Here is a 26048-nt window from a genome sequence, read left to right on the forward strand (position 1 = left end):
ATGAGCGGCTTCGAGCACTTCGAGCGCGATGCGATCGAGCTCGAGCGCGAGATCCTGAAACGCGGCATCCTCCTCGGGCTCGACTGGGCGGACGCGGCAGCGATGCGCCGGCTCGCGCGCGAGGCGCTCGAAGGCGGCCCCGAGCACACCAACGCGCTGTTGCACGATCCGGACCCGCAGCTCAAGGCGCGGGGCGAGCTGTTCGCGTTTGCGGTGCTGATGTTGCGCACGATGACCGAGAGTGCCGAAACGGGCCTGCACACGCATGGCGGGCCGGCCTGGAAAGCCTTCGGCCGCGCGCTGATCGAAGAGTCGGGGCGCGGCCCGCTTTCAGGGTAGCGGCGACTCCAGCGCGTAGAGCGCCGCCACTGTTTCGCGCTGTCGCACGAGGTGCGTGCGGGCGCCGTCGACGATGACTTCGGCGGCGCGCGGGCGCGTGTTGTAGTTCGAGCTCATCGCCATGCCATACGCGCCGGCCGACAGCAGCGCGACCAGGTCGCCGGCCGCGACCGCCAGCGGGCGGTCGTGCGCGAGGAAGTCGCCGCTCTCGCAGATCGGCCCGACGATCTCGTAACTGCATTCCGGCACGTCGCGCGGGGCCACCGCGACCGCTTCGTGATAGGCGTCGTACAGGGCCGGGCGCGCGAGGTCGTTCATTGCTGCGTCGACGATCGCGAAATTCCGCTCCGCACCCGGCTTCAGGTATTCGACGCGAGTCAGCAGCAGCCCCGCATTGCCGATCAGCGAGCGGCCCGGCTCGAAGCAGATTTCCTCACTGCGACGGTCGAGCAGGCGCAGCAGCGGGGCGAGATACGCGGCGACCGACGGAGGCGCCTCGTCGCGGTAACGAATGCCGAGGCCGCCGCCGAGATCGATGTGGTCGAGATGGATCCCTTCCGCTGCGAGCTCATCGACGAGTCCGAGCACTTTTTCGGCCGCTTCGGCGATCGGCGCGGAATCGAGCAGCTGCGACCCGATGTGGCAGGCGATGCCGCTGATGCGCACATTCGCCATTCCCGCGGCACGGCGGTACAACGCGAGCGCGGTGTCGAACGCGACGCCGAACTTGTTGTTCTTCAGCCCGGTGGAAATGTAGGGGTGGGTCTTGGGGTCGACGTCCGGGTTCACGCGCAGCGCGATCGGTGCCCGCACTCCGAGCTCGCCGGCGAGCATGTCGAGCCGCTCCAGCTCGGCCTCGGATTCGACGTTGAAGCAGCGGATGCCGGCTGCGAGCGCTTGGCGCATCTCGGCCCCGCTTTTGCCGACGCCGGAAAACACCACTTTGCGCGGGTCGCCGCCCGCCGCCAGCACGCGCGACAACTCCCCGCCCGAAACGATGTCGAACCCGGCGCCGAGTTTCGCGAACACTGCGAGCACGCCGAGGTTGGAGTTCGCCTTGACGGCGTAGCACACCAATGCACGACGTCCGGCGAGCGCGCGACGGTACGCGTCGAAAGCCTGCTCGAGCGCCTGGCGCGAATAAACGTAGGTCGGTGTGCCGAAGCGTTCGGCGATCGCCGTGAGCGGAACGTCTTCGATCTGCAGCCCGGCGGAGCCGGGGCGCAGCGTGGGGATCGGAAAGTCGGAATTCATTTCGAGTCGGCCGGGGCGGAAGGGGCTTTGCTATGATCGGCGTCGACTGCGGGCGCCGGCTGCGGCGGGGCGACCGGAATTTCGGGCAGGTACAGCGGCCCCTTGATGCCGCATCCGGACAGGAACAGCGTGCTGCCCAGCACGGCCGCAATGAGAGTCGCTCGCATGGTGTCGCCGATTGGAAAAACGGGAATCCTAACAGAAGGAGAGATCATGGAAGAGTCCGCATTCAACGCCCTTGCCGATGCGGAACTCGCACGCATCGAAGCCGCCCTCGACAACTGCGGCGCCGACATCGACATCGAACCGAAGCCTGGCGGCGTGCTTGAGATCGAATTCGAGAACGGCACGAAGATGATCATCAACCGCCACACGGCGGCGCGCGAGATCTGGGTCGCGGCGAAATCGGGAGGCTTCCACTTCCGCCCCGACAGCGGTCGCTGGCTGGCGACGCGCGACGGGGCGGAACTGTACGCGATGCTGTCCGACCTGGTGCGGCAGCAGTCCGGCGTTGCTGTCAGCCTTTCGGCCGACTGAAAAGACGCCGCTGCTTAAGGGTTTACAGGCGTCGGCGTGCGTTCGACGACCGGGGCGGGAGCGTTGTACGGAGTTTGCATCGGCGCCACCGGCACCGCTTCGTCGGGCGCTTCGGCCGGCGGGAAGAGGCCGACCGGCAGCGTCGGAACCTCCAGGGGCTGCGGGGGCAGGTTCTCGCGATAGATGTACTCTTCGCGGCCGCTGCCGGCCAAGTGGATCGCGAGCAGTCCGTCGGGCCGCGCGAGGGCCTTCTCCGGGACGCCCTTGAGCGCCGTGCGCATGTAGTTCACCCATATCGGCAGCGCTGCCGAACCGCCGGTTTCGCCACGGCCGAGATTGCGCGGCTGATCGTAGCCCATCCAACTCACGGCGACGAGATCCGGGTTGTAGCCGGTGAACCACGCATCGACGTAGTCGTTCGTGGTGCCGGTTTTGCCAGCGAGATCGCCGCGCTTGAGCACCAGGGCGCGGGTGCCGGTGCCGCGCCGGATCACGTCCTGCAGCATCGAATTCATCAGCCACGCGTTGCGCGGGTCGATGACGCGCGGGGCGCTTTCGCCGGCGATCGGAGGATCGACTTTCGCCACCACGCGGCCGTCGCCGTCGATGATCTCCTTCACGATGTACGGATCGATGCGGTAGCCGCCATTGGCGAACACGGCATACGCTCCCGCCATTTCCCAGGGCGTCACGCTGCCTGCCCCCAAGGCCATGGTCAGGTACGGCGGATGGCGCTGTGCGTCGAAGCCGAAGCGCGTGATGTAGTCCTGTGCATAGTGCGGCGTGATCGACTGCAGCACGCGGATCGAGATCATGTTCTTCGAGCGCGCCAGGCCGTCGCGCAACGTCATCGGCCCGTTGTATTTGCCGTCGTAGTTCCGCGGTTCCCAGTCCTTGCTGCCGGTGACGCCGGCGGGGAAGAAGAGCGGCGCGTCGTCTTCGACGCTGCTCGGCGAAAAACCCCGTTCGAGCGCGGCCGAATAGATGAACGGCTTGAAGCTCGAGCCCGGCTGGCGCAAGGCCTGCGTCACGTGATTGAACTTGCTGTGACCGAAGTCGAAGCCGCCGATCAGCGCCCGAACCGCGCCGGTGTTCGCGTCGAGTGACACCAGCGCCGCCTGGACTTCGGGTACCTGCAGGATTTCCCAGCCTTTCTCGCCGTTGTCGCGGACGCGCACGACCGCCCCCGGGCGGATCCGCCGACTCTGCGGTGCGCGCTGGTTGAGCATCGGCGCCGCGAAACTCAGTCCGCTGCCGCTGATCGTGATCGTTTCGCCGTGGCGATAGACGCGAACGCGCTTCGGCGAAGCCTCGAGAACCAGCGCCGGGAGCAGGTCGTCGTACTCCTCGAACTCCGACAGCAACTCGTCGAGGCGCTCCTCGTCGTCGGCTGCGACGCCACTTAGATCGACGAAGCCTTCAGGGCCGCGGTAGCCACGACGCCGGTCGTAATCGAGCACGCCCTGTCGCACTGCGCGCTGGGCCGCGGCCTGATCCTCGTGCATCACGGTAGTGATGATGCGGATGCCGGCATGGTAGGCCTCATCGCCGAACTGCTCGACGGCGATCTGCCGGGCCATCTCCGCGACGTAATCGCCGCGCATCGGATTCGTCGTCGAGCGCGCAGTCGTGATCTGCAGCGGAGTATCGCGGGCTTTTTCGTAGGTTTCGTTGTCGATGTAGCCGGCTTCGACCATGCGGCGCAGCACATACTGCTGGCGCAGCGTGGCGCGGCGCAGGTTCGCGATCGGGTTGTACGCGGAAGGGGCTTTCGGCAGTCCGGCGAGCATCGCCGACTCGGGAAGCGTCAGCTCCTGCAGCGACTTGCCGAAGTACGTCCTGGACGCGGTCGAGAAGCCGTAGGCCCGCTGTCCGAGGTAGATCTGGTTGATGTACAGCTCGAGAATCTGGTCCTTGGTCAGGCTGCGTTCGATCTTCAGCGCGAGCAGGATTTCATACAGCTTGCGGTTGTAGGTCTTTTCGCGCGAAAGGAAGAAATTGCGCGCGACCTGCATCGTGATCGTCGAAGCGCCCTGGCCGCGCCCGCCGGACACCACGTTCGCCAGCGCTGCCCGACCGATGCCGATCACGTCAATCCCCGGATGCTCGTAGAAGCGCTCGTCCTCCGCCGCGAGGATCGCCTGCTTGAGTTGCATCGGGACGGCGTCGATGCGCACGACCGCACGCCGTTCCTCGCCGAATTCGCCGAGGAGGTGGCCGTCCGCCGTATATACTCTGAGCGGGATTTTGGGGCGGTAATCGGTCAGCGCCCGCAGCGACGGAAGGTTCGGCCAGGCCAGTGCAGACATCGCTCCCAGGGTTGCGACGCCGAGAACGACCAAAACGATCAGCGCAGCAACGGGATAGAAAACCCAACGCATCGAAAGTCCAGATTAGGGTGTGGGGAAGCGATTATACGATCGCCCGCTCGCGCGCCGGTTCCGGCCGCCCTTTCGCCCATTCCGGGTTACACTTCTTTACACCTCCCATCCTTGTTGCTAGCATCCCGGAATCTGTTCGACGATCGTGCGTAACGTAAAGAAATTCAAGGCTTTTCCCTTGTGATCGACCTATCCCTGTTTCGTCCTAAGGTGCGCCAGTTGGCTGGGCTCGATATCTCATCTTCATCAGTGAAGATGGTCGAGCTGTCGGGGGGCGAGAAGGAAGGCTACCGGATCGAGCGCTACGCGATCGAGTCGCTGCCCCGCGACGCGGTCGTCGACGGCAACATCAACAGCATCGAAGGCGTCAGCGAGTCGATCCGGCGTGCGCTGCGGCGCATGGGCTCCGGCATCAAGCAGGTCGCGGTTGCGCTGCCCGCGTCCGCGGTGATCACGAAGAAAATGATTCTGCCGGCCGGACTGCGAGACCAGGAAATGGAGATCCACGTCGAGTCGGAGGCGAACCAGTACATTCCTTTCGCGCTCGACGAAGTCAATCTCGATTTCCAGACGGTCGGCCCGTCGCCCGGCAGTCCGGACGAAGTCGAGGTGCTGATCGCCGCGTCGCGCAAGGAAAAAGTCGAGGATCGCGTCGCGGTGGTCGAGGCGTCGGGCCTCAAGGCGGTCGTGGTGGACGTCGACTCCTTCGCCGCCGAAGCGGCTTTCGATCTCGTCGCCCGACAGCTGCCCGGAGGCGCGGTGAACCTGATCGTCGCGGTCGTCGACATCGGCGCCAACGTCATGGGTGTCACGGTGCTGCGCAATGGCCAGCAGATCTATTTCCGCGAGCAGGCGTTCGGCGGCAACCAGCTCACGCAGGAAATCGCCCGGCAGTACGGCATGAGCCCGGAGGACGCCGAAGCCGCGAAGCGCGCCGGCGGGCTGCCGGAAGATTACGAGCGCGACCTGCTGCGCCCGTTCATGGACAGCCTCGCGCTCGAAGTCTCGCGCGCGCTGCAATTCTTCTTCACCTCGACCCAGTACAACCAGGTCGACAAGATCGTGCTGGCGGGCGGTTGTGCCGCCATTGCGGGGCTGCCGGAAGTCGTGAGCAGCAGAACGCAGGTCGACACCACCGTCGCCAACCCCTTCGCCGCCATGGCGCTGTCGCCGCGCGTAAGGGCCAGGAACCTGCTTGCCGATGCCCCGTCGCTGATGGTCGCATGCGGGCTGGCGCTTCGGAGATTCGATCCATGATTCGAATCAATCTGCTGCCGCACCGCGAGTCGAAGCGCCGCGAGCGGCGCCAGCAGTTCTACGTCTTCTCCGCGCTGATGGTCAGCGCAGGCCTGGCAATCGGCCTGCTGGTACATGCCGTGATGGTCGATCGCGTCGAGCGCCAGGAGCAAAGGAACGCTTTCTTCAGCGCGGAAATCAAGAAACTCGACGCCGAAATCGCCGAGATCAAGCGCCTGCGCGAGCAGATCGACGCGCTCGTCGCGCGCAAGCAGGTAATCGAGTCGCTGCAGGGCACGCGCGCGCAGTCCGTGCACCTGCTGAACGAACTCGCCGTGCACATGCCGGAGGGCGTGTATCTGAAATCGATCAAGCAGAACGGGCCGAAGATCGGGCTGCTCGGGTATGCACAGTCGAACTCGCGTGTCTCGCACCTGATGCGCAATCTCGACGGCTCGCCGTTCCTCGAGCAGCCGGGGCTGGTCGAAGTGAAATCGGCCACGCTGAACAATCGGCGCGTCAGCGAGTTCGCGCTCGACATCGGCATCGAAAGCCCGCCGGCCGAAGAAGACAAGAAGGCGAAGCCGTGAAACTCGACAGCCTGCGGCAAATCGACTTCGAACGCCTGTCCCAGGACTTCCGCGGGCTCGACCCGAACGATCCGGGTGCCTGGCCGCTCGCGCCACGCATCGCGGTCTTCGTCGCGCTGCTGGTCGCAACGATCGCGGCAGCCTGGTGGTTCGACTGGCGCGACCAGGCCGCGCTGCTCGAGACGCGTGAGGCCGAGGAGGCCGAGCTGCGGCAGAGCTGGGTCTCGAAGAAGAAGCTGGCCGTCAATCTCGACGCCTACAAGCTTCAGCTCGAGGAAACCGATCGCCAGTTCGGCGCGCTCCTCAAGCAGCTGCCGAACCGCGCGGAAATGGACTCACTGCTGTCCGACATCAATCAGGCCGGGCTTGGCCGCGGGCTGCAGTTCGAGCTGTTCAAGCCCGGCGCCGAAGTGGTCAAGGACTTCTACGCCGAGATGCCGATCGAAGTGCGCATCGTCGGCGCCTATCACGACCTGGGGACGTTCGCCGAGGACGTCGCGAGCATGCCTCGCATCGTGACGCTGAACAACATCGCGATCGAGGGGCAGAAGGACGGAACGCTCAAGCTCGACGCCCGGGCGACGACCTACCGCTACCTGGACGAGGAGGAACTCGCCCGGCAGCGGCAGCAGGCCAAGGCCGCCGAGAGCGCCAAGGGACGCAAGTGAGAAGCCTATGAAGCGCCTTCTGATTCTCGCCTGCGTGACGGCACTCGCAGCCTGTTCGAGCGACCAGGAAGACATCCGGAGCTGGATGACGGAGCAGGAAAAAGGGATGCGCGGCGCGGTCAAGCCGCTTCCCGAAGTCAGGCCTTTTCCCGTCGTCGAGTATGCGGTGGCCGACAGGACACCGCCGTTCGCCCCGGAACGGCTCGAGCCCGAAACGAAAAGCGGGCCCGGCAGCGGACCGGACCTGAACCGCCGCCGCGAGCCGCTGGAGGCGTTTCCGCTCGAGTCGCTCGAGCTCGTCGGCGTGATGAGGCAGGGCGAGCGGGTGCACGCGCTGGTACGGGTAGACAAGAGCCTCTATCAGGTCAGGGTCGGCAACTACCTGGGGCAGAACTTCGGTGTGGTGAGCGGCATTTCCGACGCCGACCTCACCCTCAAAGAACTCGTTGAAGACTTGGATGGCGACTGGGTGGAACGCACCAGCAAGTTGCTGTTGCAGGAGCGCCAGGAGGCGAAACGATGAAACGCAAGAGCATGATGGCGCTGTTTTACGCAGTGCTGGCGCTGCTGGTGGCCGTCCCGATGGCGCTCGCCCAGGCACCGGCAGCCGTGGCCGAGATGTCGAACCGGATCGAGGGCATGGAGGTTTCCCAGCAGGGCGGAAGCGTCTATGTCCGGCTCACGCTCAAGGAAGCGCCTGCGAGCCTGCCGCCGAGTTTCAGCGTAGCGACCCCGCCCCGCATCGCGTTCGACTTCCCTGGCACCGTGAACGGACTCGGGCGCACGCAGCAGGACATCGGCCAGGGGGACCTGCGCAGCGCGAACATCGTCCAGGCGGGCGACCGCACGCGGCTCGTGCTCAACCTGACTCGGGCGACGCCGTACGAGGCGCGCGTCGAGGGGCGCGACGTCATCATCACGCTTTCGCCGATCACGCCCGATGCCGTGGCCTCGACGCCAGTGTCGCAGGCGCTGGCGAACTTCGCGGCGCCGAAAGCGCACGATGCCGCAGCTGAAACCCGGAGCATCCGGGATATCACTTTCCGCCGCGGCAAGGACGGCGAAGCGCGCATCGTCGTGCAGCTGTCGAGTCCGGACACCGGCATCGACATCCGCCGGCAAGGCGAAAATCTCGTCGTCGAGTTCCTCGGGGCGTCGTTGCCCGAACATCTGCGCCGGCGTTCGGACGTCACCGACTTCGCCACTCCGGTCACGTCGATGACCGCCCAACCGCAAGGCGACAACGTCAGGCTGCTGGTCGCGCCGACCGGCTTGTGGGAGCACAACGCGTACCAGAGCGACAACCAGTTCGTCCTCGAAGTGCGGCGCGTCGTCGAGGACCCGAACAAGCTGGTCCAGGGCGGACGCGGCCAGTACAGCGGCGAGAAGCTGTCACTGAATTTCCAGAACATCGACGTCCGGTCGGTGCTGCAGGTCATCGCGGACTTCACGAACTTCAACATCATTACCAGCGACTCCGTCCAGGGCAATCTCACGCTGCGTCTGAAGGACGTGCCGTGGGACCAGGCGCTCGACATCATCCTGCAGGCGAAGGGCCTGGACATGCGCAAGACGGGCAACGTGATCTGGATCGCGCCGAGCGAAGAGCTCGCGATGCGCGAGAAGCTGCAGCTCGAAGCGCAGGCCCAGATCGGCGACCTCGAACCGGTCCAGACCGAGAGCTTCCAGATCAATTACCACAAGGCGAAGGAGATTTTCGAGTTCCTGAAGAGCAAGGACCAGACGATGCTGTCGAAGCGCGGCAGCGTCGTGATGGACGAGCGCAGCAACAAGATCTTCGTCACCGATGTCGTTTCGCGCCTCGATGCGATCCGGCGGCTCGTCGCAGAAATCGACCTGCTGCCGCGCCAGGTCATGATCGAAGCGCGGATCGTCGAGGCGAACAAGGACTTTTCACGCGACCTCGGCGTGCGCCTCGGCGTCGGCGGCGTCGGCGGCAGGACCGTCGGCTTCGACGCGAACGGCCGGCCGATCAGGCGGGCGACGGTCGGCGGCGGTCTCGAAGGCACGGCTGCGAATGCCGGCCAGGTGGTCGCAGGCACGGTGACGAACGTCCCGGGGGGACTGAACGTGAACCTCCCTGCGCCCGCCGGGTCGGGTGTGCTGTCCGCAGTGCTGTGGAACAACGCTGCGACCCGTTTCCTGAACCTGGAGCTGTCGGCCCTCGAGTCGGACGGGCGCGGCAGGGTCATTTCGAGCCCGCGCGTGTTGACCGCGAACCAGGTCGAAGCCTCGATCGAGCAGGGTACCGAGATCCCCTATCAGGAGTCGACGAGCTCCGGTGCGACGAGCGTGTCGTTCAAGAAAGCCGTGCTGTCGCTGAAAGTGAAGCCGCAGATAACACCGGATGGGCGCGTCCAGCTCTTCGTGCAAGTCCACAAGGACCGGCCGGTATTCGACCCCCGGTTCACGGTTCCGTCCGTAAATACAAAAAACATCCAGAGCGAAGTGCTCGTCGAAAATGGCGGAACGGTCGTCATCGGCGGCATTTATGAGGAAGAGGAAGCCGATTCGGTGGCGCGCATCCCGCTGCTCGGCGAAGTCCCGGTCGTCGGCGCGCTGTTTCGCAACACGACGAAGATCTCGAACCGCTCCGAGCTGCTGATCTTCATCACGCCGCGGATAGTTGCGGACTCACTGACGCTGCGTTAGGCTCGCGTGCTCGTCACTGGGCGCGGGCCCGATCCCGCAACGTACCGGATGCTGGTTTGGTGTTAGTCGTTCTCGTGGGCATGATGGGTGCCGGAAAGACCACCGTGGGACGCGAGTATGCGAGGCGGCATCAGATGCGCTTTGTGGACTGCGACCACGAAATCGAGGCTCGCACCGGCGTGAAGATCCCGACCATCTTCGAAATCGAGGGAGAAGCGGGTTTCCGGCGTCGCGAGAGTCAGCTCCTCGACGAGCTCACCCATGAGACGGGACTGGTCCTGGCGACCGGCGGCGGAGTCGTGCTCGATCCGGCGAACCGGGCCGTTCTGGCGGCGCGCGGCATCGTCGTATACCTGAACGTGCCGACGCAGGTGCTGTGGGAGCGCACACGCAACGACCGCAACCGGCCGCTGCTGCAGGTGTCGAATCCGCGCGAGCGCATCGAGAGCCTGTATCGCGAACGGGATCCGCTGTATCGTGAAGTCGCCGACATCATCGTCGATGGCGGGCGCGGCAACCCGGGCGGAATGGTCAGGCAGGTCGAGAAAGCGATCCAGAATTTCCACAAGAAAACATGCGAACACTGAACGTCGCCCTCGGTGATCGGGCCTACCCGATCCATATCGGACCGGGCGTGCTCGACGACGCCGGCCTGATCCGGCCTTTCCTCAGGACTGCGCGGGTCGCGATCGTCACGAACGACGTCGTCGGTCCGCTTTACCTGGCGCGGCTGCAGCGCGCGCTCGAGGCGGACGGTGTCAGGGTGGACGTCGTCACCCTTCCCGATGGCGAATCGCACAAGAACTGGCAGACGCTCAATCTCGTCTTCGACATGCTGCTGGCGACGCGCTGCGAACGCTCGACGACGCTGATCGCGCTCGGCGGGGGCGTCGTCGGCGACATGGCCGGATTCGCCGCGGCGACCTACCAGCGCGGCATGCCGTTCATCCAGGTCCCGACGACGCTGCTGTCGCAGGTCGATTCGTCGGTCGGCGGCAAGACCGCGATCAACCATCCGCTCGGCAAGAACATGATCGGGGCGTTCTATCAGCCCCGCGTCGTGCTTGCGGACACCGCGACGCTCGACACGCTGCCGGACCGCGAGCTGAAAGCCGGCCTCGCCGAAGTGATCAAGTACGGGCTGATCCGCGACCCGGCACTGTTCGACTGGCTCGAAGCGCACATCGAGCGCGTGCTCGCGCGCGAACCCGAAGCGCTCGCGTTCGCGATCGAGCGTTCGTGCGCGAACAAGGCCGAAGTCGTCGCGGCGGACGAAACCGAACAGGGCGAGCGCGCGCTGCTGAACCTCGGCCACACGTTCGGCCATGCGATCGAGACCGGCATGGGGTACGGCAACTGGCTGCATGGCGAAGCCGTCGCCGCCGGCACGATGATGGCTGCGGAGCTGTCGCGCAGGCTGGGCTGGCTGACCGCTGCCGAGGTCGCGCGCATCGAAGCGCTGCACGTGCGCGCCGGGCTGCCAGTGCTCGGGCCGCCGCTGCCGGTCGCGACCTATCTCGAGCTGATGGCGAACGACAAGAAAGTCGAGGAGGGGCGCCTGCGCCTGGTCCTGCTGCGCTCGATCGGCAAGGCGGTGCTTCATGCAGGCGCGGCGCCGGACCTGATCGGCGCGTCGATCGAGGCGCGCTGCGGGTGATCGCGCTCGCGCCCTATGCCGTCAGCGAGGGCAATTCGCGCGGACGCGTCCACGCGGAGCCGTCGCCCGGCATACGCAGCGAGTTCCAGCGCGACCGCGACCGCATCGTTCACTGCACGGCTTTTCGCCGGCTGGAATACAAGACGCAGGTGTTCGTCAATCACGAGGGCGACCTTTTTCGCACGCGGCTCACGCACAGCATCGAAGTCGCGCAGATCACGCGCACCATCGCGCGCGTGCTGGCGCTCAACGAGGATCTCGCCGAAGCCATCGCCCTCGCGCACGACCTCGGACATACCCCTTTCGGCCACGCCGGGCAGGACGCGCTCAACGCGTGCATGAAGGCATACGGCGGGTTCGAGCACAATCTCCAGTCGCTGCGCACCGTCGACGTGCTCGAGGAGCACTATGCGGCGTTCGATGGGCTCAACCTGACCCACGAAACGCGCGAAGGCATCCTCAAGCACTGTTTACGGACCCATGCCGCGCAGCTCGGCGAGCTCGGGCAGCGCTTCATCGAAGGCACCCAGCCTTCGCTCGAAGCGCAGCTCGCGAACCTCGCCGACGAAATCGCGTACAACAACCACGACGTCGATGACGGTCTGCGTTCGGGTTTGATCTCGCTCGCCGACCTTGACGCGGTCGCGATCTTCGCGACCCGCCGGCGGGAAGTCGAAGCGCAGTGGCCGGGGCTCGCCGGGCGCAAGCTGATCCACGAGACGATCCGCCGCATGATCAACGCGATGGCGCTCGACCTGATCGACAGGACGCGTTCGAACATCGCTGCCGCCGGCATCGTCACCCTTACCGACGTGCACCGGGCGCCGGCTCTCGTCGCGTACTCCGACGCGCTGTTGCCGCAGCTTCGGGAACTGAAGTCCTTTCTCCGCGAAAAGCTCTATCTGCACTACCAGGTGCTGCGGATGACCGACAAGGCGCGGCGCATCGTGCGCGACCTGTTCGACGCCTTCATGAGCGACGTCCGGCTGCTGCCGCCGCAGTACCAGCTCCGCGCCCACGCCGACCAGCCGCGCGCGATCGCGGACTACATCGCCGGCATGACGGATCGCTATGCGATCAAGGAGCATCGCCGGCTCTTCGCGGTGGGCGAAATTCATTGAATCATCATAGTCTTACCGCAGCGCAAAAAACTCTTGAATCACGAGTTTCAGGCAGGTATATTCTTTAGCCCGCTGAATGGTACGTAGCGGCCGTGTGCGTGCGCACGGGCTGAACAGAGCCGGTGTGCGAGTGCACCCGGCTTTTTTTGACGTCTGCACAATTTTGGTGCGTTTTTTGCATGCGGCGCCCCGTCGCCCGATGAACGCCGGTTTTGTCCGGCAAATATGTCGTGTCGAGGAACAACGAGATGGATCTCCCCCAAAAGCAGGGTCTGTACGACCCGGCCAATGAACATGACGCCTGCGGCGTGGGTTTCATTGCCCACATCAAGGGCAGCAAGAGCCACGAAATCATCACGCAAGGGCTCGAGATCCTCAAGAATCTCGATCACCGGGGCGCGGTGGGCGCCGACGAACTGCAGGGCGACGGCGCCGGCATCCTCATCCAGATCCCCGATGTGCTGTACCGCGAGGATATGGCGAAGCAGGGCGTGACGCTGCCGCCCGCCGGCGAGTACGGCATCGGCATGGTGTTCCTGCCGAAAGAGCAGGCGTCGCGCCTGGCGTGCGAGGAAGAGATCCGCCGCGCGGTGCGTGCCGAAGGCCAGGTCGTCCTCGGCTGGCGCGACGTGCCGGTCAATCGTGACATGCCGATGTCGCCGACCGTGAAGGCCAAGGAGCCGGTGATGCGCCAGGTCTTCATCGGCCGCGGCCCGGATGTCACGGTCACCGACGCGCTCGAACGCAAGCTCTACGTCATCCGCCGCCGCGCCGCGAACGCGGTCAATGCGCTGCACCTCAAGCACGGCAAGGAGTTCTACGTCGTCTCGATGTCGGCGCGAACGATCAACTACAAGGGTCTGCTGCTCGCGACCCAGGTCGGCGAATACTACGACGACCTGGCCCATCCGCGCGCCGTCTCCGCGCTGGCGCTGGTGCACCAGCGCTTCTCGACGAACACGTTCCCGAAGTGGAACCTCGCGCATCCGTTCCGCTACATCGCGCACAACGGCGAAATCAACACGCTGCGCGGCAACTACAACTGGATGCGCGCGCGCGAGAAAGGCGTCTCGTCGCCGCTGCTCGGCGCCGATCTCGAGAAGATCTGGCCGCTGATCTACCCGGGTCAGTCCGACTCGGCGTCGTTCGACAACGCATTGGAACTCCTCGTCATGGGCGGCTACTCGCTCGCGCACGCGATGATGATGATGATCCCCGAAGCGTGGGAGTCGCATACGCTGATGGACGAGCGCCGTCGCGCGTTCTACGAATACCACGCGGCGATGATGGAGCCGTGGGACGGCCCCGCCGCAGTCGCTTTCACCGACGGCCGCCAGATCGGCGCCACGCTCGATCGCAACGGCCTGCGTCCGGCGCGCTATCTCGTCACCGACGACGACTTCGTCGTCATGGCGTCCGAATCCGGCGTGCTGCCGATCCCGGACAGCAAGATCGTCAAGAAATGGCGCCTGCAGCCGGGCAAGATGTTCATGATCGACCTCGAGCAGGGGCGCATCATCGACGACCGCGAGCTCAAGGAGTCGCTGGCGACGGCGAAGCCCTATCGCGAGTGGATCCAGCGCATCAACATCAAGTTCGACGAGCTGCAGGCGCCTGCCGATGCCGGCGCGCCGCAGTGCCCCGCGTCGGTGCTCGACCGCCAGCAGGCGTTCGGCTACACCCAAGAAGACATCAAGTTCATCCTCGAGCCGATGGGCAAGACCGGCGAAGAGGCGACGGGCTCGATGGGCAACGATTCGCCGCTCGCAGTGCTGTCGGCGAAGGAAAAGACCCTCTACAGCTACTTCCGCCAGCTCTTCGCGCAGGTCACGAACCCGCCGATCGATCCGATCCGCGAGCAGCTCGTGATGTCGCTCGTGTCGTTCATTGGGCCGCGGCCGAACCTGCTCGAGATCAACGAGATCAACCCACCGTACCGCCTCGAAGTCACGCAGCCGGTGCTCGACTTCGCCGACATGGCGAAGATCCGCAACATCGCCGCGTACGCCGACAGCCGCTTCCGCTCGACCGAGCTCGACGTGTGTTACCCGGTCGAGTGGGGCAAGGAAGGCGTCGAGGCGCGGCTCGCGACGCTGTGCGCCGAAGCTGAAGACGCGGTGCTGCAAGGCTTCAACATCCTCATCGTGTCCGACCGCAAGGTCGACGCGCAGACCGCAGCGATCCCCGCGCTGCTCGCGACGTCCGCGATCCACCAGCATCTGGTGACGAAAGGCCTGCGCACGCGCGCCGGCCTCGTCGTCGAGACCGGCACCGCGCGCGAAGTCCATCACTTCGCCGTGCTCGCCGGTTACGGGGCCGAAGCGGTGCATCCGTATCTCGCGCTGGAGACGCTGCAGCAGCTTGCCGGTGGCGACGCGGACGCTGGCGAGAAGGCGATCAAGCATTTCGTCAAGGCGATCGGCAAGGGCCTGATGAAAGTGATGTCGAAGATGGGCATCTCGACCTACATGTCCTACACCGGCGCGCAGATCTTCGAGGCGGTCGGCCTGCAGCAGGCGCTGTGCGACAAGTACTTCACCGGCACGAAGAGCCAGGTCGAAGGCATCGGCGTGTTCGAGGTCATGGAAGAGGCGCTGCGCCTGCACAAAAGGGCTTTCGGCGATGACCCGGTGCTCGTCGACATGCTCGACGCCGGCGGCGATTACGCCTACCGCGTGCGCGGCGACGACCACATGTGGACGCCCGACGCGATCGCGAAGCTGCAGCACGCGACGCGTTCCGGCAAGTCCGACACTTACAAGGAATACGCGCAGCTGATCAACGACCAGACACGGCGCCACATGACGCTGCGCGGCCTGTTCGAGATCAAGCCCGCGGCGGCTCCGGTGCCGCTCGACGAGGTCGAGCCGGCGAAGGAGATCGTCAAGCGTTTCGCGACCGGCGCGATGTCGCTCGGCTCGATTTCGACCGAGGCGCACACGACGCTGGCAGTCGCGATGAACCGCATCGGCGGCAAGTCGAACACCGGCGAAGGCGGCGAGGACCCGATGCGCTTCAAGCCGGTCACGCAGGCGATGCGCATGTCGCAGCTGATCGGCGAGCATCGCGTCGCGCGCGACCTCGAGCTGCATCCGGGCGACAGCCTGCGCTCGTCGATCAAGCAGGTCGCCTCCGGCCGCTTCGGCGTCACGGCCGAATACCTCGTCAACGCCGACCAGATCCAGATCAAGATGGCGCAGGGCGCGAAGCCCGGCGAAGGCGGCCAGCTGCCCGGCCACAAGGTCAGCGAGTACATCGGCTTTCTGCGCCATTCTGTGCCGGGCGTCGGCCTGATCTCGCCGCCGCCGCACCATGACATCTACTCGATCGAGGATCTCGCGCAGCTGATCCACGACCTGAAGAATGCCAATCCGGCCGCGGCGATCTCGGTCAAGCTGGTGTCCGAAATCGGCGTCGGCACCGTCGCTGCCGGCGTCGCGAAGGCGAAAGCCGACCATGTCGTGATCGCCGGCCACGACGGCGGCACCGGCGCCTCTCCGTGGAGTTCGATCAAGCATGCCGGCTCGCCGTGGGAACTCGGTCTGGCCGAGACGCAGCAGACGCTCGTGCTGAACCGCCTCAGAAGCCGCATCCGCGTGCAGGTCGACGGCCAGATGAAGACCGGTCGCGATGTCGTCGTAGGCGCGTTGCTCGGCGCCGACGAGTTCGGTTTTGCGACCGCGCCGCTGGTCGTCGAAGGCTGCATCATGATGCGCAAGTGCCACCTGAACACCTGCCCCGTCGGCGTCGCGACGCAGGACCCGGAACTGCGCAAGCGCTTCACCGGCCAGCCCGAGCACGTCGTCAATTACTTCTTCTTCGTCGCGGAGGAAGTGCGCGAGCTGATGGCCGAGCTCGGGGTGCGCAGGTTCGACGAGCTGATCGGCCGCGTCGACCTGCTCGACATGAAGCAAGGCATCGAGCACTGGAAAGCGCGCGGGCTCGACTACAGCCGCATCTTCCATCGTCCAGACGTGCCGGCGAGCGTGTCGCGCCGCCACGTCGAGGCGCAGGATCACGGCCTGGAGAAGGCGCTCGACAACCATCTCGTCGAGCTCGCGCGGCCGGCGCTCGAGCGTGGCGAGAAAGTGCGGATCGAGCTGCCGGTGCGCAACATCAACCGCACTGTCGGCGCGATGCTGTCGGGCCGCGTCGCGGCGAAATACGGCCACGCCGGCCTGCCGGACGACACCGTGCATATCACGCTGAGCGGTACGGCAGGCCAGAGCTTCGCCGCTTTCCTTGCGCGCGGCGTGACGCTCGAACTCGTCGGCGAAGGCAACGACTACGTCGGCAAGGGGCTGTCGGGCGGTCGCGTCATCGTGCGCCCGCAGGCGTCGTTCCGCGGCGCTTCGACCGAGAACATCATCATCGGCAACACGGTGCTGTACGGCGCGATCGAAGGCGAAGCGTATTTCTCCGGCGTCGGCGGCGAACGCTTCGCAGTGCGCAACTCGGGCGCGACCGCAGTCGTCGAAGGTGTCGGCGACCATGGCTGTGAATACATGACGGGTGGCACGGTCGTCGTGCTCGGGCCCACCGGGCGCAACTTCGCTGCCGGCATGTCGGGCGGCGTCGCATATGTGCTCGATGCCGATGGCACTTTCGAGCAGCGCTGCAACATGGCGCAGGTCGCGCTGGAGCCGGTGCCGGAAGAAATCGAAGCGCGCAAGGGCTCCGAATCCGGCGACGACCTCGAGTCGCACGGCCGGGTCGACATCAACCATCTCGAGATGGGCGACGAGCTGATCCTGAAAGGCCTGATCGAGCGTCACGTGCGCTACACGGGCAGCGCGCATGCGCGCGAGATCATCGAAAACTGGACCACCTGGCGCTGCAAGTTCGTCAAGGTGATGCCGCACGAATATCGTCGGGCGCTGGCCGAAATGGCCGCGCAGAAGCAGAAGCAACTGGAGGCCGCATAAAAAATGGGGAAGCCCACCGGATTTCTGGAGTACCAGCGTCTTTCCGAGGCCTACGAGCCGGTTGCGGAGCGGGTGAAGAAGTACAAGGAGTTCGTCCTGCGCCTGACCGACGAAGAGGCGGCGGTGCAGGGCGCGCGCTGCATGGATTGCGGCATCCCGTTCTGCAACACCGGCTGCCCGGTGAACAACATCATTCCGGACTGGAACGATCTCGTTTATCGCAACCAGTGGCGTCAGGCGATCGAGGTGCTGCACTCGACGAACAACTTCCCGGAATTCACCGGGCGCATCTGCCCGGCGCCGTGCGAAGCCGCCTGCACGCTGAACATCAACGCCGACCCGGTCGGCATCAAGTCGATCGAGCACGCGATCATCGACAAGGCGTGGGAAGAGGGCTGGGTGCAGCCGCGCCCGCCGAAGTCGAAGACCGGCCGGAAGATCGCGGTCGTCGGCTCGGGCCCGGCCGGCCTCGCCGCCGCGCAGCAGCTCGCGCGCGCCGGGCACGACGTGACGGTGTTCGAGAAGAGCGACCGCATCGGCGGCCTGCTGCGCTACGGCATCCCCGACTTCAAGATGGAGAAGTCGCTGATCGACCGCCGCATCGAGCAGATGCAGGCCGAAGGCGTGGCTTTCCGCACCGGCGTCGTCGTCGGCTCGGCGGACCTGCCCGCCGGTATCGCGAATGACGCGAAGGAAGTCGTCAGTGCCGAGGCGATCACGGAGGAGTTCGACGCCGTGATCCTCGCCGCCGGCTCGGAAGTGCCGCGCGACCTGCCGGTCCCTGGGCGCGAGCTCGACGGGGTGCATTTCGCGCTGGAATTCCTGATTCCGCAGAACAAGGCGGTCGCCGGCGGCGCGCCGAACCCGATCTCGGCGACCGGCAAGCACGTCGTGGTCATCGGCGGCGGCGACACCGGCTCGGACTGCGTCGGCACGTCGAACCGCCACGGCGCGGCGAGCGTGACGCAGTTCGAACTGATGCCGATGCCGCCTGAGCAGGAAAACAAGGCGTTGACGTGGCCGTACTGGCCGATCAAGTTCCGCACCTCGTCGTCGCACGAGGAAGGCTGCGAGCGCGATTTCGCGGTCGCGACGAAAGCTTTCTACGGCACGAACGGCAAGGTCGAAGGCTTGAAGGCGGTCCGCCTCGAATGGAAGGACGGGCGGATGGCGGAAGTGCCGGGTTCGGAATTCGACGTCAGGGCCGATCTGGTGTTCTTCGCGATGGGCTTCACGAACCCGGTCGGCAGCCTGCTCGAGGCGTTCGGCGTCGACAGGGACGGCCGCGGCAACGCGAAGGCGACGACCGACGGCGAAGGTTGCTATGCGACGACGTCGCCGAAAGTGTTCGCGGCGGGCGACGTGCGCCGCGGACAGTCGCTGGTCGTGTGGGCGATCCGCGAGGGTCGTCAATGCGCCCGCGAAGTCGACCAGTTCCTCATGGGGCAGAGCGTGCTGCCGCGCTGAGGCGAGCGGCTGGACTATTGGAAGGGGGCGGCCTGCGGGTCGCCCCTGTCGTTTGTGTGTACGTACCCGCGCCGCTTACAGCTTCAGCAACTCGGCCGTGTAGCGCGCGATCATCCGCTCCTCGTTCGTCGGTATGACCGCGACCGCGACGCGGCTGTCAGCGGCGTCGATGCGGGTGGCATCGGCGGCATTCGCCTGCGCGTCGATTTTCACGCCGAGCCAGGCCGACAGTTCGGCGACCTGCGCGCGCACCGGCGCGGCGTGTTCGCCGATGCCGCCAGTGAATACCAGCGCGTCGAGCCCGCCCGCTGCCGCTGCGAGCGAGCCGATCTCGCGCGCGATGCGGTAGCAGAATAGGTCGACCGCTTCTTTCGCTTCGCGCGCCGGCGACGCCAGCAGCGTGCGCATGTCCTGGCTGATGCCGGATACGCCGAGCAGCCCGGATTCCTTGTACAGCAGGTTCGTCAGCGCCTTTGCGTCCATGTGCTGCTGTTCCATCAGGTACAGCAGCACGCCCGGGTCGAGGCTGCCGGTGCGTGTGCCCATCATCAGGCCGTCGACGGCGGTGAAGCCCATCGTCGAGGCGATGCTCCTGCCGTCGCGCAGCGCGCACATCGACGCGCCGTTGCCCAGATGCGCGATCAGCACCGCGCCGCTCGCCTGCGCGCCGATGACGTCGGGAAGCTGCCGGGCGACGTAGTCGTACGACAGGCCGTGGAAGCCGTAGCGCTTGACGCCGCGAGCGGTGATCGCGCGCGGCAGCGCGAACGCCTGCGCGAGCGCGGGTTGCGTGCGATGGAAAGCGGTGTCGAAGCAGCCGACCTGCGGGATGCCGGGCAGCAGCACGGCCACTGCGCGCACGGCGCGCAGGTTGTGCGGCTGGTGCAGCGGCGCGAGCGGCACGAAGCTGTCGAGGTCGCCCAGCACGAACTCGTTCAGCCGCACCGGCGCGCTGTGGAGGTCGCCGCCATGCACGATGCGATGCCCGGCTGCGACGATGTCGAGCGTCGGGTTGTGCGCAGCGAGCCAGGAAAACAGGTGGTTGAGGGCGTCGCGATGTTGCTCGGCCTGCCCCCCCGCGGTATGCACCGGCTCGCGGTAGCGAAGGCGCGCGGCGTCCTGCGCGGACAGCATCGGCGTCGCGCCGATTCCCTCGATCTGCCCCGACAGCGCGGGCTTCGCGGCCAGTTCCGGTTCGGTCGCGTACAGCGCGAACTTGACGCTGCTCGAACCCGCGTTGATGACCAGGATCGCTTTCATGCGAGTCTTGCCTCGCGCTTCTTGTGCGCCATCAGTTGCACGATCGCGCATGACGCGGTGCGCGTCTCGGCGGTGTCGGCGCGGCTCGTCAGCACGATCGGCACGCGCGCGCCGAGCACCACGCCCGCCATCAGCGCGTCCGCGAGGTATTCGAGCTGCTTCGCGACCATGTTGCCGGATTCGAGGTCCGGCACGACGAGGATGTCGGCGTTGCCGGCGACCAGCGAGTTGATGCCCTTCGTCTTGGCCGCGACGAGCGAGATCGCGTTGTCGAACGCGAGCGGCCCGTCGAGCAGCCCGCCCCGGATCTGGCCGCGGTCGGCCATCTTGCACAGCGCCGCGGCGTCGATCGTCGAACGCAGCTTCGAGGTCACGGTCTCGACTGCCGACAGGATCGCGACTTTCGGCTCGACGAGGCCGAGCACGTGCGCGAGGTCGATCGCGTTCTGGACGATGTCGGCCTTGTCCTCGAGCGTCGGCTCGATGTTGATCGCCGCATCGGTGATCAGGAGCGGGTGCGGATACGTCGGCACGTCGGCGATGAAGACATGGCTGACGCGGCGCGCGGTGCGCAGGCCGCCGACTTTCGACAGTACCGCGCTCATCAGCTCGTCGGTGTGGAGCGACCCTTTCATCAGCGCCTCGACGACGCCGTCGCGTGCGAGGGCGACGGCCGTTTCGGCGGCAGCGTGGCTGTGCGGCACATTGACGATGCGAAAGCCTTTCAGGTCCAGCCCTTCCTGTTCCGCGACGGCGCGAATCTTCGCCTCGGGGCCGACCAGCACCGGGAGGACGAGCCCGGCCGCAGCGGCCTGCAGCGGTCCGCGCAGCGACTCGGCGTCGCATGGATGGGCCACCGCGATCGGGATCGGCGCCCTGCCGGCGGTGATCGACAACAGGTGGCCATAACGCAGTTCGCGGTCGGAAATCGTCACTTCCGGCAGCGAGATCCGCGGGCGCTTGACCTTTTCGGTCGGCGCCTGGACTTCGGCGACGCCGTCGATGACTTTCAGCCCGTCCTGGTTGAGCGCGAGGCAGTCGAAGACGATGTGGTGGTTATGCTCGAACTTCTCGCGGCACGTCACGGTGATCGTCAAGGTGTCGCCGATCGTGATCGGGCGCCAGAAATTCAGCCCCTGCGAAACATAGACGGTGCCGGGCCCTGGAAACTCGGTGCCGAGGATGGTCGAGATCAGCGTGCTGCCCCACATGCTGTGGCCGACCACTTCGCGGAACTGGCTCGAGCGCGCGTATTCGGTATCGACGTGGGTCGGATTGACATCGCCGGACATGATCGCGAACAGATGGATGTCATCCGGGCGCAGCGTCCGCACCAGCTCCGCGCGATCGCCTACCTGGATCTCGTCGAAGACGCGGTTCTGGATGAACTGGGTGGCGACTTGCATCATGATCGGTCCTGCCCTCTTGGCGGTGCAAAAGCGGGATTCTAGCGGGCACGTTCAGGCGGCATGCGGCATTCGCGATTATTTTTGGTGCGATGCGCAAAAATGCCGCAGGCGGCTTCGGCGATGCAGATGGTAACCGGGCCGGACGGGGGCTGCATGATAGAATCCGCGCGGTTTTCGATGGTTACCGGAGTGTTCATGGAAGTCGTGATTCTCGCCGCAGGGCAGGGCAAACGGATGCGGTCGGCATTGCCCAAGGTGCTGCAGCCGATTGCCGGCCGGCCGATGCTGGAGCATGTCATTGCGGCAGCGCAAGCGCTGGAGGCGCGGCACATCTGCGTCGTCCATGGCCACGGCGGCGAAGCGGTGCGGACGCGGCTGCAGCATGCTCCGGTGCAGTGGGCGTTGCAGGAACCGCAGCTCGGCACCGGCCACGCCGTGCTGCAGGCCTTGCCGCATCTGACCGACGGCGACATGGCGCTGGTGCTGTATGGCGACGTGCCGCTGATCGGCGTGCCGACGCTGCGCCGGCTCGAAGCCGCGGCGCGTGGCGAGCGCCTCGCGCTGTTGACGGTCGAACTCGCCGATCCCGCCGGCTACGGCCGCATCCTTCGCGATGCCACCGGCCGCGTCGTGCGCATCGTCGAGGAAAAGGACGCGAGCGCCGACGAGCGCCGCGTGCGCGAAGTCAACACCGGCATCCTCGTCGCCCCGGTCGCGCGTCTGCGCGGCTGGCTCGCGCGGCTCGGCAACGACAACGCGCAGCGCGAGTACTACCTCACCGACATCATCGGCATGGCGGTCGCCGAAGGCGTCGAAGTCACGAGCGTGCAGCCTGACGCGGCGTGGGAGACGCTCGGCGTCAACAGCAAGCCACAACTCGCCGAACTCGAACGCATCCACCAGCGCAACATCGCGACGCGGCTGATGGAGGACGGCGTCACGCTGTTCGACCCGGCGCGCATCGACGTGCGCGGCGAGCTGTTGTGCGGCCGCGACGTCGAAATCGACGTCAACTGCGTGTTCGAAGGCCGCGTCGAGCTCGCCGACGACGTGCGCATCGGCGCGAACTGCGTGATCCGCAACGCCCGTATCGGCGCGGGCACGCGTCTCGCGCCGTTCTCGCACGTCGAGGACACCGTGACCGGGCGCGACTGCGTCATCGGGCCGTATGCCCGCACGCGCCCGGGCACGACGCTCGGCGACGGCGTTCATCTGGGCAACTTCGTCGAGGTCAAGAACAGCGCGATCGCCGACGACTCGAAGGCCAATCACCTCGCCTACATCGGCGACGCCGACATCGGTCGGCGCGTGAACGTCGGCGCGGGCACCATCACCTGCAACTACGATGGCGCGAACAAGTACCGCACGACGATCGGCGACGACGTCTTCATCGGCTCCGACAGCCAGCTCGTCGCACCGGTCCGGGTCGGGCGCGGCGCGACGCTCGGGGCCGGCACGACGCTGACGAAAGACGCCCCCCAAGACCAGCTCACGGTGTCGCGCACCAGACAGATCAGCATTCCGGGCTGGAAGCGGCCGGTAAAGAAAAAGGCGGGAGAATAATCATGTGCGGCATCGTCACTGCGATTGCGACCGGCAACGTCGTCCCGGTCCTCCTCGAAGGCCTGCGCAAGCTCGAGTACCGCGGCTACGACTCGGCCGGGCTGGCGGTGCTCGCCGGCGGATTGAAGCGGCTGCGCTCGACCGGGCGCGTCGCCGAGCTCGCGGCGCTCGCCGAATCAAAGGAACTCCGGGCCACGCTCGGCATCGCGCACACGCGCTGGGCGACGCACGGCGTGCCGTCGGAGCGCAACGCGCATCCGCACATCTCCGGCGGGCTCGCGGTCGTGCATAACGGCATCATCGAGAACTTCGAGGCGATCAAGGAAACGCTCGAGGCGCGCGGCTACCGTTTCGAATCCGAGACCGACACCGAGGCGATTGCCCATCTGGTCCACGCCAAGCTCGAATCGGGCGCGGACCTTTTCGAAGCGGTGCGGCTCGCGACGAACGAGCTCGTCGGTGCCTACGCGATCGGCGTGATCGCCGAAGCCGAGCCCGAGCGCGTGATCGTCGCGCGACGCGGCTCGCCGCTGCTGCTGGGCGTCGGCGAGGACGGCATGTATGCCGCGTCCGACACTGCGGCACTGCTGCAGGTCACGCGCAACGTGATTTACCTCGAAGACGGCGACCTCGCCGAGCTGCGCGTCGATACCTATCGCATCGTCCGGCCCGACGGTACGCCGGTCGAGCGCGATGTGCACGTGTCGAGCCTGTCGGCCGACGCGGTCGAGCTCGGCCAGTACCGCCACTACATGCAGAAAGAAATCTTCGAGCAGCCGCAGGCGCTCGCGAGCACGCTCGAGCTCATCGCCGGTGGCGGCTCGATCAGCCCACAGCTGTTCGGCAGCCAGGCTGCGGACGTGTTCGGTGGCGTGCGCCGCGTGCTGGTGCTCGCGTGCGGCACGAGCTACCACGCTGGCCTCGTCGCGCGCTACTGGCTGGAATCGGTCGCGAAAGTGCCGTGCACCGTCGAGATCGCGAGCGAATACCGCTACCGCGATTCGGTGCCCGATCCCGACACGCTCGTCGTCGTGATCTCGCAGTCCGGCGAGACGGCCGACACGCTCGCCGCGCTGAAGCACGCGCAGAGCCTCGGCATGACGCGCACGCTGGCGATCTGCAACGTGCCGGAGTCGGCGATCGTGCGCGAAGCCTGCTTGCGCTTCATCACGCGCGCCGGTCCCGAGATCGGCGTCGCGTCGACGAAAGCGTTCACGACGCAGCTCGCCGCGCTCGCGCTGTTGACGCTTGCGCTCGCGAAGCTCGCCGGCCGCCTGCCCGAAGCCGAGGAGGCGCGCTACCTCGTCGCGCTGCGCCACCTGCCGGTCGCCGTGCAGAAAGTGCTCGAACTCGAGCCGCAGATCGAAGCCTGGGCGCAGCGCTTCGCCGCCAAGCACCACGCGCTGTTCCTCGGCCGCGGCCGCCACTGGCCGATCGCGATGGAAGGCGCGCTGAAGCTCAAGGAAATCTCGTACATCCACGCCGAAGCCTACGCTGCCGGCGAGCTCAAGCACGGCCCGCTCGCGCTCGTCGACCGCGACATGCCGGTCATCGCGATCGCGCCCGCCGACGAACTGCTCGAAAAGCTCAAGTCGAACCTGCAGGAAGTCCGCGCGCGCGGCGGCGAACTCTACGTCTTCGCCGACGCCGGCAGCGAGATCGCCGAATCCGAAGGCGTGCATATCCTGCCGATGCCCGAGCACTACGGCATGCTGTCGCCGGTACTGCACGTCGTGTCGCTGCAGCTGCTGTCGTACCACGCCGCGCTCGTCAAAGGCACGGACGTCGATAAACCGAGAAACCTGGCGAAGTCGGTGACGGTGGAGTGACGCTCGGGTCGGGTGCAGTTCCGGCCGTTAAAGTCGAAAATCCGGCATCGAAGCCGAAAACTCCCTTCGCATTGCGGAGGCGGGATCGGTTTTTGCAACGCTCACCTCGGACCGGTTCCGAGCCCTTCGTAACCTGCGCAGGGTGGACCGGTCGGATCAAGAACCTTGACAGAGGAGAGTGCCATGAACCCGATCTATCGCAAGTCGCTGATAGCCAGTGCGATTGCCGTATTCGTCGCGTCGCCCGTATGGGCGGAAGGGGATAAAAGTTACAAGTCCTCCGAATCGGGCACGTCGCAGCAGATGAACCAGTCGGGCACGACCGGCGCGGCAGCCGGAACCGGAAGCACCGCCGCTGCCACCCAGCTTCAGAACATGACGCCGCGCGAGCTCGAAGGCAAGGAAGTCGTCAGCCAGACCGGCAAAGACATTGGATCCGTGAAGGAAGTGGTGCGCAGCCGTGACGAGCGGAACATTCAGGTAGTGATTTCTGCCGGTGGCGTGATGGGGATGGGCGACAAGGAAGTCGCAGTGCCGCTCGATCAACTGAGCTACCGGGACGGCAAGCTGCACATCAGCGCCACCGAGGATGAGCTGAAGGCGAAGCCCGAGTACCAATCGGAGCAGTATGTCGAGCTCGAACCGACGGACCGCCCGATCAGCGAGTTTTCGGCGTTCGAAACGGACGAGTCGAAGTCACGTAGCGTGACGCCGTCCTCGCCGGCAACCACGACGCCGGGCGCTGGAGACACCATGCGCAGCCCGTCGACTCCGGACGCGACGCGGGGACAGGACACTTCTCCGACCGATCGCGGGACGACGACTCGTTAAGCGGAGACATCGCGCTCCGGGTTCACCGCAGGCCGGTGCAGATCGACGCCCCGCTTGCTCCTGAATCCGAGGCGCGACTTTCGCGAACGGCGGCCGGGCAGGAGCTCGGCCGCCGTTTTTACGTAGCCGCTGCCGTGGACGAGTAAGGACGCAGAGCCACAAAGCAGATTTTTCACGTCAATTGTGCGTTTTCCCGGAGTGTTGCGTGGTCGCGAGGGGCTTCCGAGCGCCGCAGTGACTCACGCCCGTTCAGCTCAGCGAACTCCCGCCGGGCAGGACTGAACGTTCATCACTGAACGCTCGACGTT

The 26048-nt window shown here is 66.1% G+C and carries 21 protein-coding genes; 15 read left to right on the plus strand and 6 right to left on the minus strand.

The window, feature by feature from the left end:
• A complete protein-coding gene (locus tag GO608_RS10835) occupies positions 1–339 on the plus strand; it encodes a hypothetical protein (RefSeq protein ID WP_169199587.1) in 339 nt (112 codons plus the stop codon).
• Here the strand turns inward: GO608_RS10835 and lysA are convergent.
• Positions 331–1593 carry a diaminopimelate decarboxylase gene (gene lysA / locus GO608_RS10840; protein ID WP_169199588.1) on the minus strand — a complete coding sequence of 421 codons (1263 nt, stop codon included), beginning with the start codon at positions 1591–1593 and terminating at the stop codon, positions 331–333. The two genes, GO608_RS10835 and lysA, sit on opposite strands and share 9 nt — an antisense overlap.
• Entirely contained in the window at positions 1590–1760 is a 171-nt protein-coding gene (gene lptM, locus GO608_RS10845; RefSeq protein WP_169199589.1) for an LPS translocon maturation chaperone LptM, read from the minus strand. The genes lysA and lptM overlap by 4 nt, the downstream gene beginning before the upstream one ends.
• A 46-nt stretch (positions 1761–1806) precedes the next feature.
• On the opposite strand from lptM, the gene cyaY reads away from it, so the two are divergent.
• Positions 1807–2130 (plus strand): iron donor protein CyaY, encoded by a 324-nt coding sequence (cyaY, locus tag GO608_RS10850; protein WP_169199590.1) that lies wholly within the window; start codon positions 1807–1809, stop codon positions 2128–2130.
• 14 nt (positions 2131–2144) lie between these two features.
• Here cyaY and GO608_RS10855 read toward each other — a convergent pair whose 3' ends face one another.
• Positions 2145–4511 carry a penicillin-binding protein 1A gene (locus GO608_RS10855; protein WP_169199591.1) on the minus strand — a complete coding sequence of 789 codons (2367 nt, stop codon included), beginning with the start codon at positions 4509–4511 and terminating at the stop codon, positions 2145–2147.
• 180 nt (positions 4512–4691) lie between these two features.
• On the opposite strand from GO608_RS10855, the gene GO608_RS10860 reads away from it, so the two are divergent.
• The 10 genes from GO608_RS10860 (at position 4692) to GO608_RS10905 (ending at position 18848) form a co-directional block, all read left to right on the plus strand.
• Positions 4692–5768, plus strand: a complete 1077-nt coding sequence (locus tag GO608_RS10860) for a pilus assembly protein PilM (RefSeq protein ID WP_169199592.1) — start codon at positions 4692–4694, stop codon at positions 5766–5768.
• Positions 5765–6337 carry a PilN domain-containing protein gene (locus GO608_RS10865; protein ID WP_169199593.1) on the plus strand — a complete coding sequence of 191 codons (573 nt, stop codon included), beginning with the start codon at positions 5765–5767 and terminating at the stop codon, positions 6335–6337. The genes GO608_RS10860 and GO608_RS10865 overlap by 4 nt, the downstream gene beginning before the upstream one ends.
• The gene (locus GO608_RS10870) at positions 6334–7005 is read left to right on the plus strand and encodes a type IV pilus inner membrane component PilO (protein ID WP_169199594.1); all 672 of its coding nucleotides are present in this window, start codon (positions 6334–6336) and stop codon (positions 7003–7005) included. Before GO608_RS10865 ends, GO608_RS10870 begins: the two co-directional genes overlap by 4 nt.
• A gap of 7 nt (positions 7006–7012) precedes the next feature.
• Positions 7013–7528, plus strand: coding sequence for a pilus assembly protein PilP (locus GO608_RS10875; protein WP_169199595.1), 516 nt, complete (start codon positions 7013–7015; stop codon positions 7526–7528).
• The gene (locus GO608_RS10880) at positions 7525–9678 is read left to right on the plus strand and encodes a type IV pilus secretin PilQ (protein WP_211159496.1); all 2154 of its coding nucleotides are present in this window, start codon (positions 7525–7527) and stop codon (positions 9676–9678) included. The genes GO608_RS10875 and GO608_RS10880 overlap by 4 nt, the downstream gene beginning before the upstream one ends.
• Positions 9679–9758: 80 nt before the next feature.
• Positions 9759–10265, plus strand: coding sequence for a shikimate kinase (locus tag GO608_RS10885; protein ID WP_343316878.1), 507 nt, complete (start codon positions 9759–9761; stop codon positions 10263–10265).
• Positions 10253–11335, plus strand: a complete 1083-nt coding sequence (gene aroB / locus GO608_RS10890; protein WP_169199597.1) for a 3-dehydroquinate synthase — start codon at positions 10253–10255, stop codon at positions 11333–11335. The genes GO608_RS10885 and aroB overlap by 13 nt, the downstream gene beginning before the upstream one ends.
• Positions 11332–12456 (plus strand): deoxyguanosinetriphosphate triphosphohydrolase, encoded by a 1125-nt coding sequence (locus tag GO608_RS10895; protein ID WP_169199598.1) that lies wholly within the window; start codon positions 11332–11334, stop codon positions 12454–12456. The genes aroB and GO608_RS10895 overlap by 4 nt, the downstream gene beginning before the upstream one ends.
• Positions 12457–12704: 248 nt before the next feature.
• Positions 12705–17381 (plus strand): glutamate synthase-related protein, encoded by a 4677-nt coding sequence (locus tag GO608_RS10900; protein ID WP_169199599.1) that lies wholly within the window; start codon positions 12705–12707, stop codon positions 17379–17381.
• Between the two features lie 3 nt (positions 17382–17384).
• Complete coding sequence (locus tag GO608_RS10905; RefSeq protein ID WP_169199600.1) at positions 17385–18848, plus strand: glutamate synthase subunit beta; 1464 nt, start codon at positions 17385–17387, stop codon at positions 18846–18848.
• 75 nt (positions 18849–18923) lie between these two features.
• On the opposite strand, the gene GO608_RS10910 is transcribed toward GO608_RS10905, so the two are convergent.
• The 3 genes from GO608_RS10910 to GO608_RS10920 are packed head-to-tail and all read right to left on the minus strand — an operon-like array spanning position 18924 to position 21714.
• Positions 18924–20108: an acetate/propionate family kinase gene (locus GO608_RS10910; RefSeq protein ID WP_169199601.1), complete on the minus strand. Its 1185-nt coding sequence runs from the start codon at positions 20106–20108 to the stop codon at positions 18924–18926.
• On the minus strand, positions 20105–21517 hold the full coding sequence (locus GO608_RS10915) for a bifunctional enoyl-CoA hydratase/phosphate acetyltransferase (RefSeq protein ID WP_169199602.1): 1413 nt from the start codon (positions 21515–21517) through the stop codon (positions 20105–20107). The genes GO608_RS10910 and GO608_RS10915 overlap by 4 nt, the downstream gene beginning before the upstream one ends.
• Positions 21518–21555: 38 nt before the next feature.
• The gene (locus tag GO608_RS10920) at positions 21556–21714 is read right to left on the minus strand and encodes a hypothetical protein (protein ID WP_169199603.1); all 159 of its coding nucleotides are present in this window, start codon (positions 21712–21714) and stop codon (positions 21556–21558) included.
• Between GO608_RS10920 and glmU the strand changes: the two genes are divergently transcribed.
• The 3 genes from glmU (at position 21713) to GO608_RS10935 (ending at position 25740) form a co-directional block, all read left to right on the plus strand.
• Positions 21713–23080: a bifunctional UDP-N-acetylglucosamine diphosphorylase/glucosamine-1-phosphate N-acetyltransferase GlmU gene (gene glmU / locus GO608_RS10925; RefSeq protein ID WP_169199604.1), complete on the plus strand. Its 1368-nt coding sequence runs from the start codon at positions 21713–21715 to the stop codon at positions 23078–23080. The two genes, GO608_RS10920 and glmU, sit on opposite strands and share 2 nt — an antisense overlap.
• Before the next feature lie 2 nt (positions 23081–23082).
• Complete coding sequence (gene glmS / locus GO608_RS10930; protein ID WP_169199605.1) at positions 23083–24909, plus strand: glutamine--fructose-6-phosphate transaminase (isomerizing); 1827 nt, start codon at positions 23083–23085, stop codon at positions 24907–24909.
• A 183-nt stretch (positions 24910–25092) separates the two neighbouring features.
• Positions 25093–25740, plus strand: a complete 648-nt coding sequence (locus GO608_RS10935; protein ID WP_169199606.1) for a PRC-barrel domain-containing protein — start codon at positions 25093–25095, stop codon at positions 25738–25740.
• Positions 25741–26048: the final 308 nt, after the last annotated feature.

The sequence above is a fragment of the Aromatoleum buckelii genome, assembly GCF_012910785.2.
In the GTDB taxonomy this organism is placed as follows: Bacteria; Pseudomonadota; Gammaproteobacteria; order Burkholderiales; family Rhodocyclaceae; genus Aromatoleum; species Aromatoleum buckelii.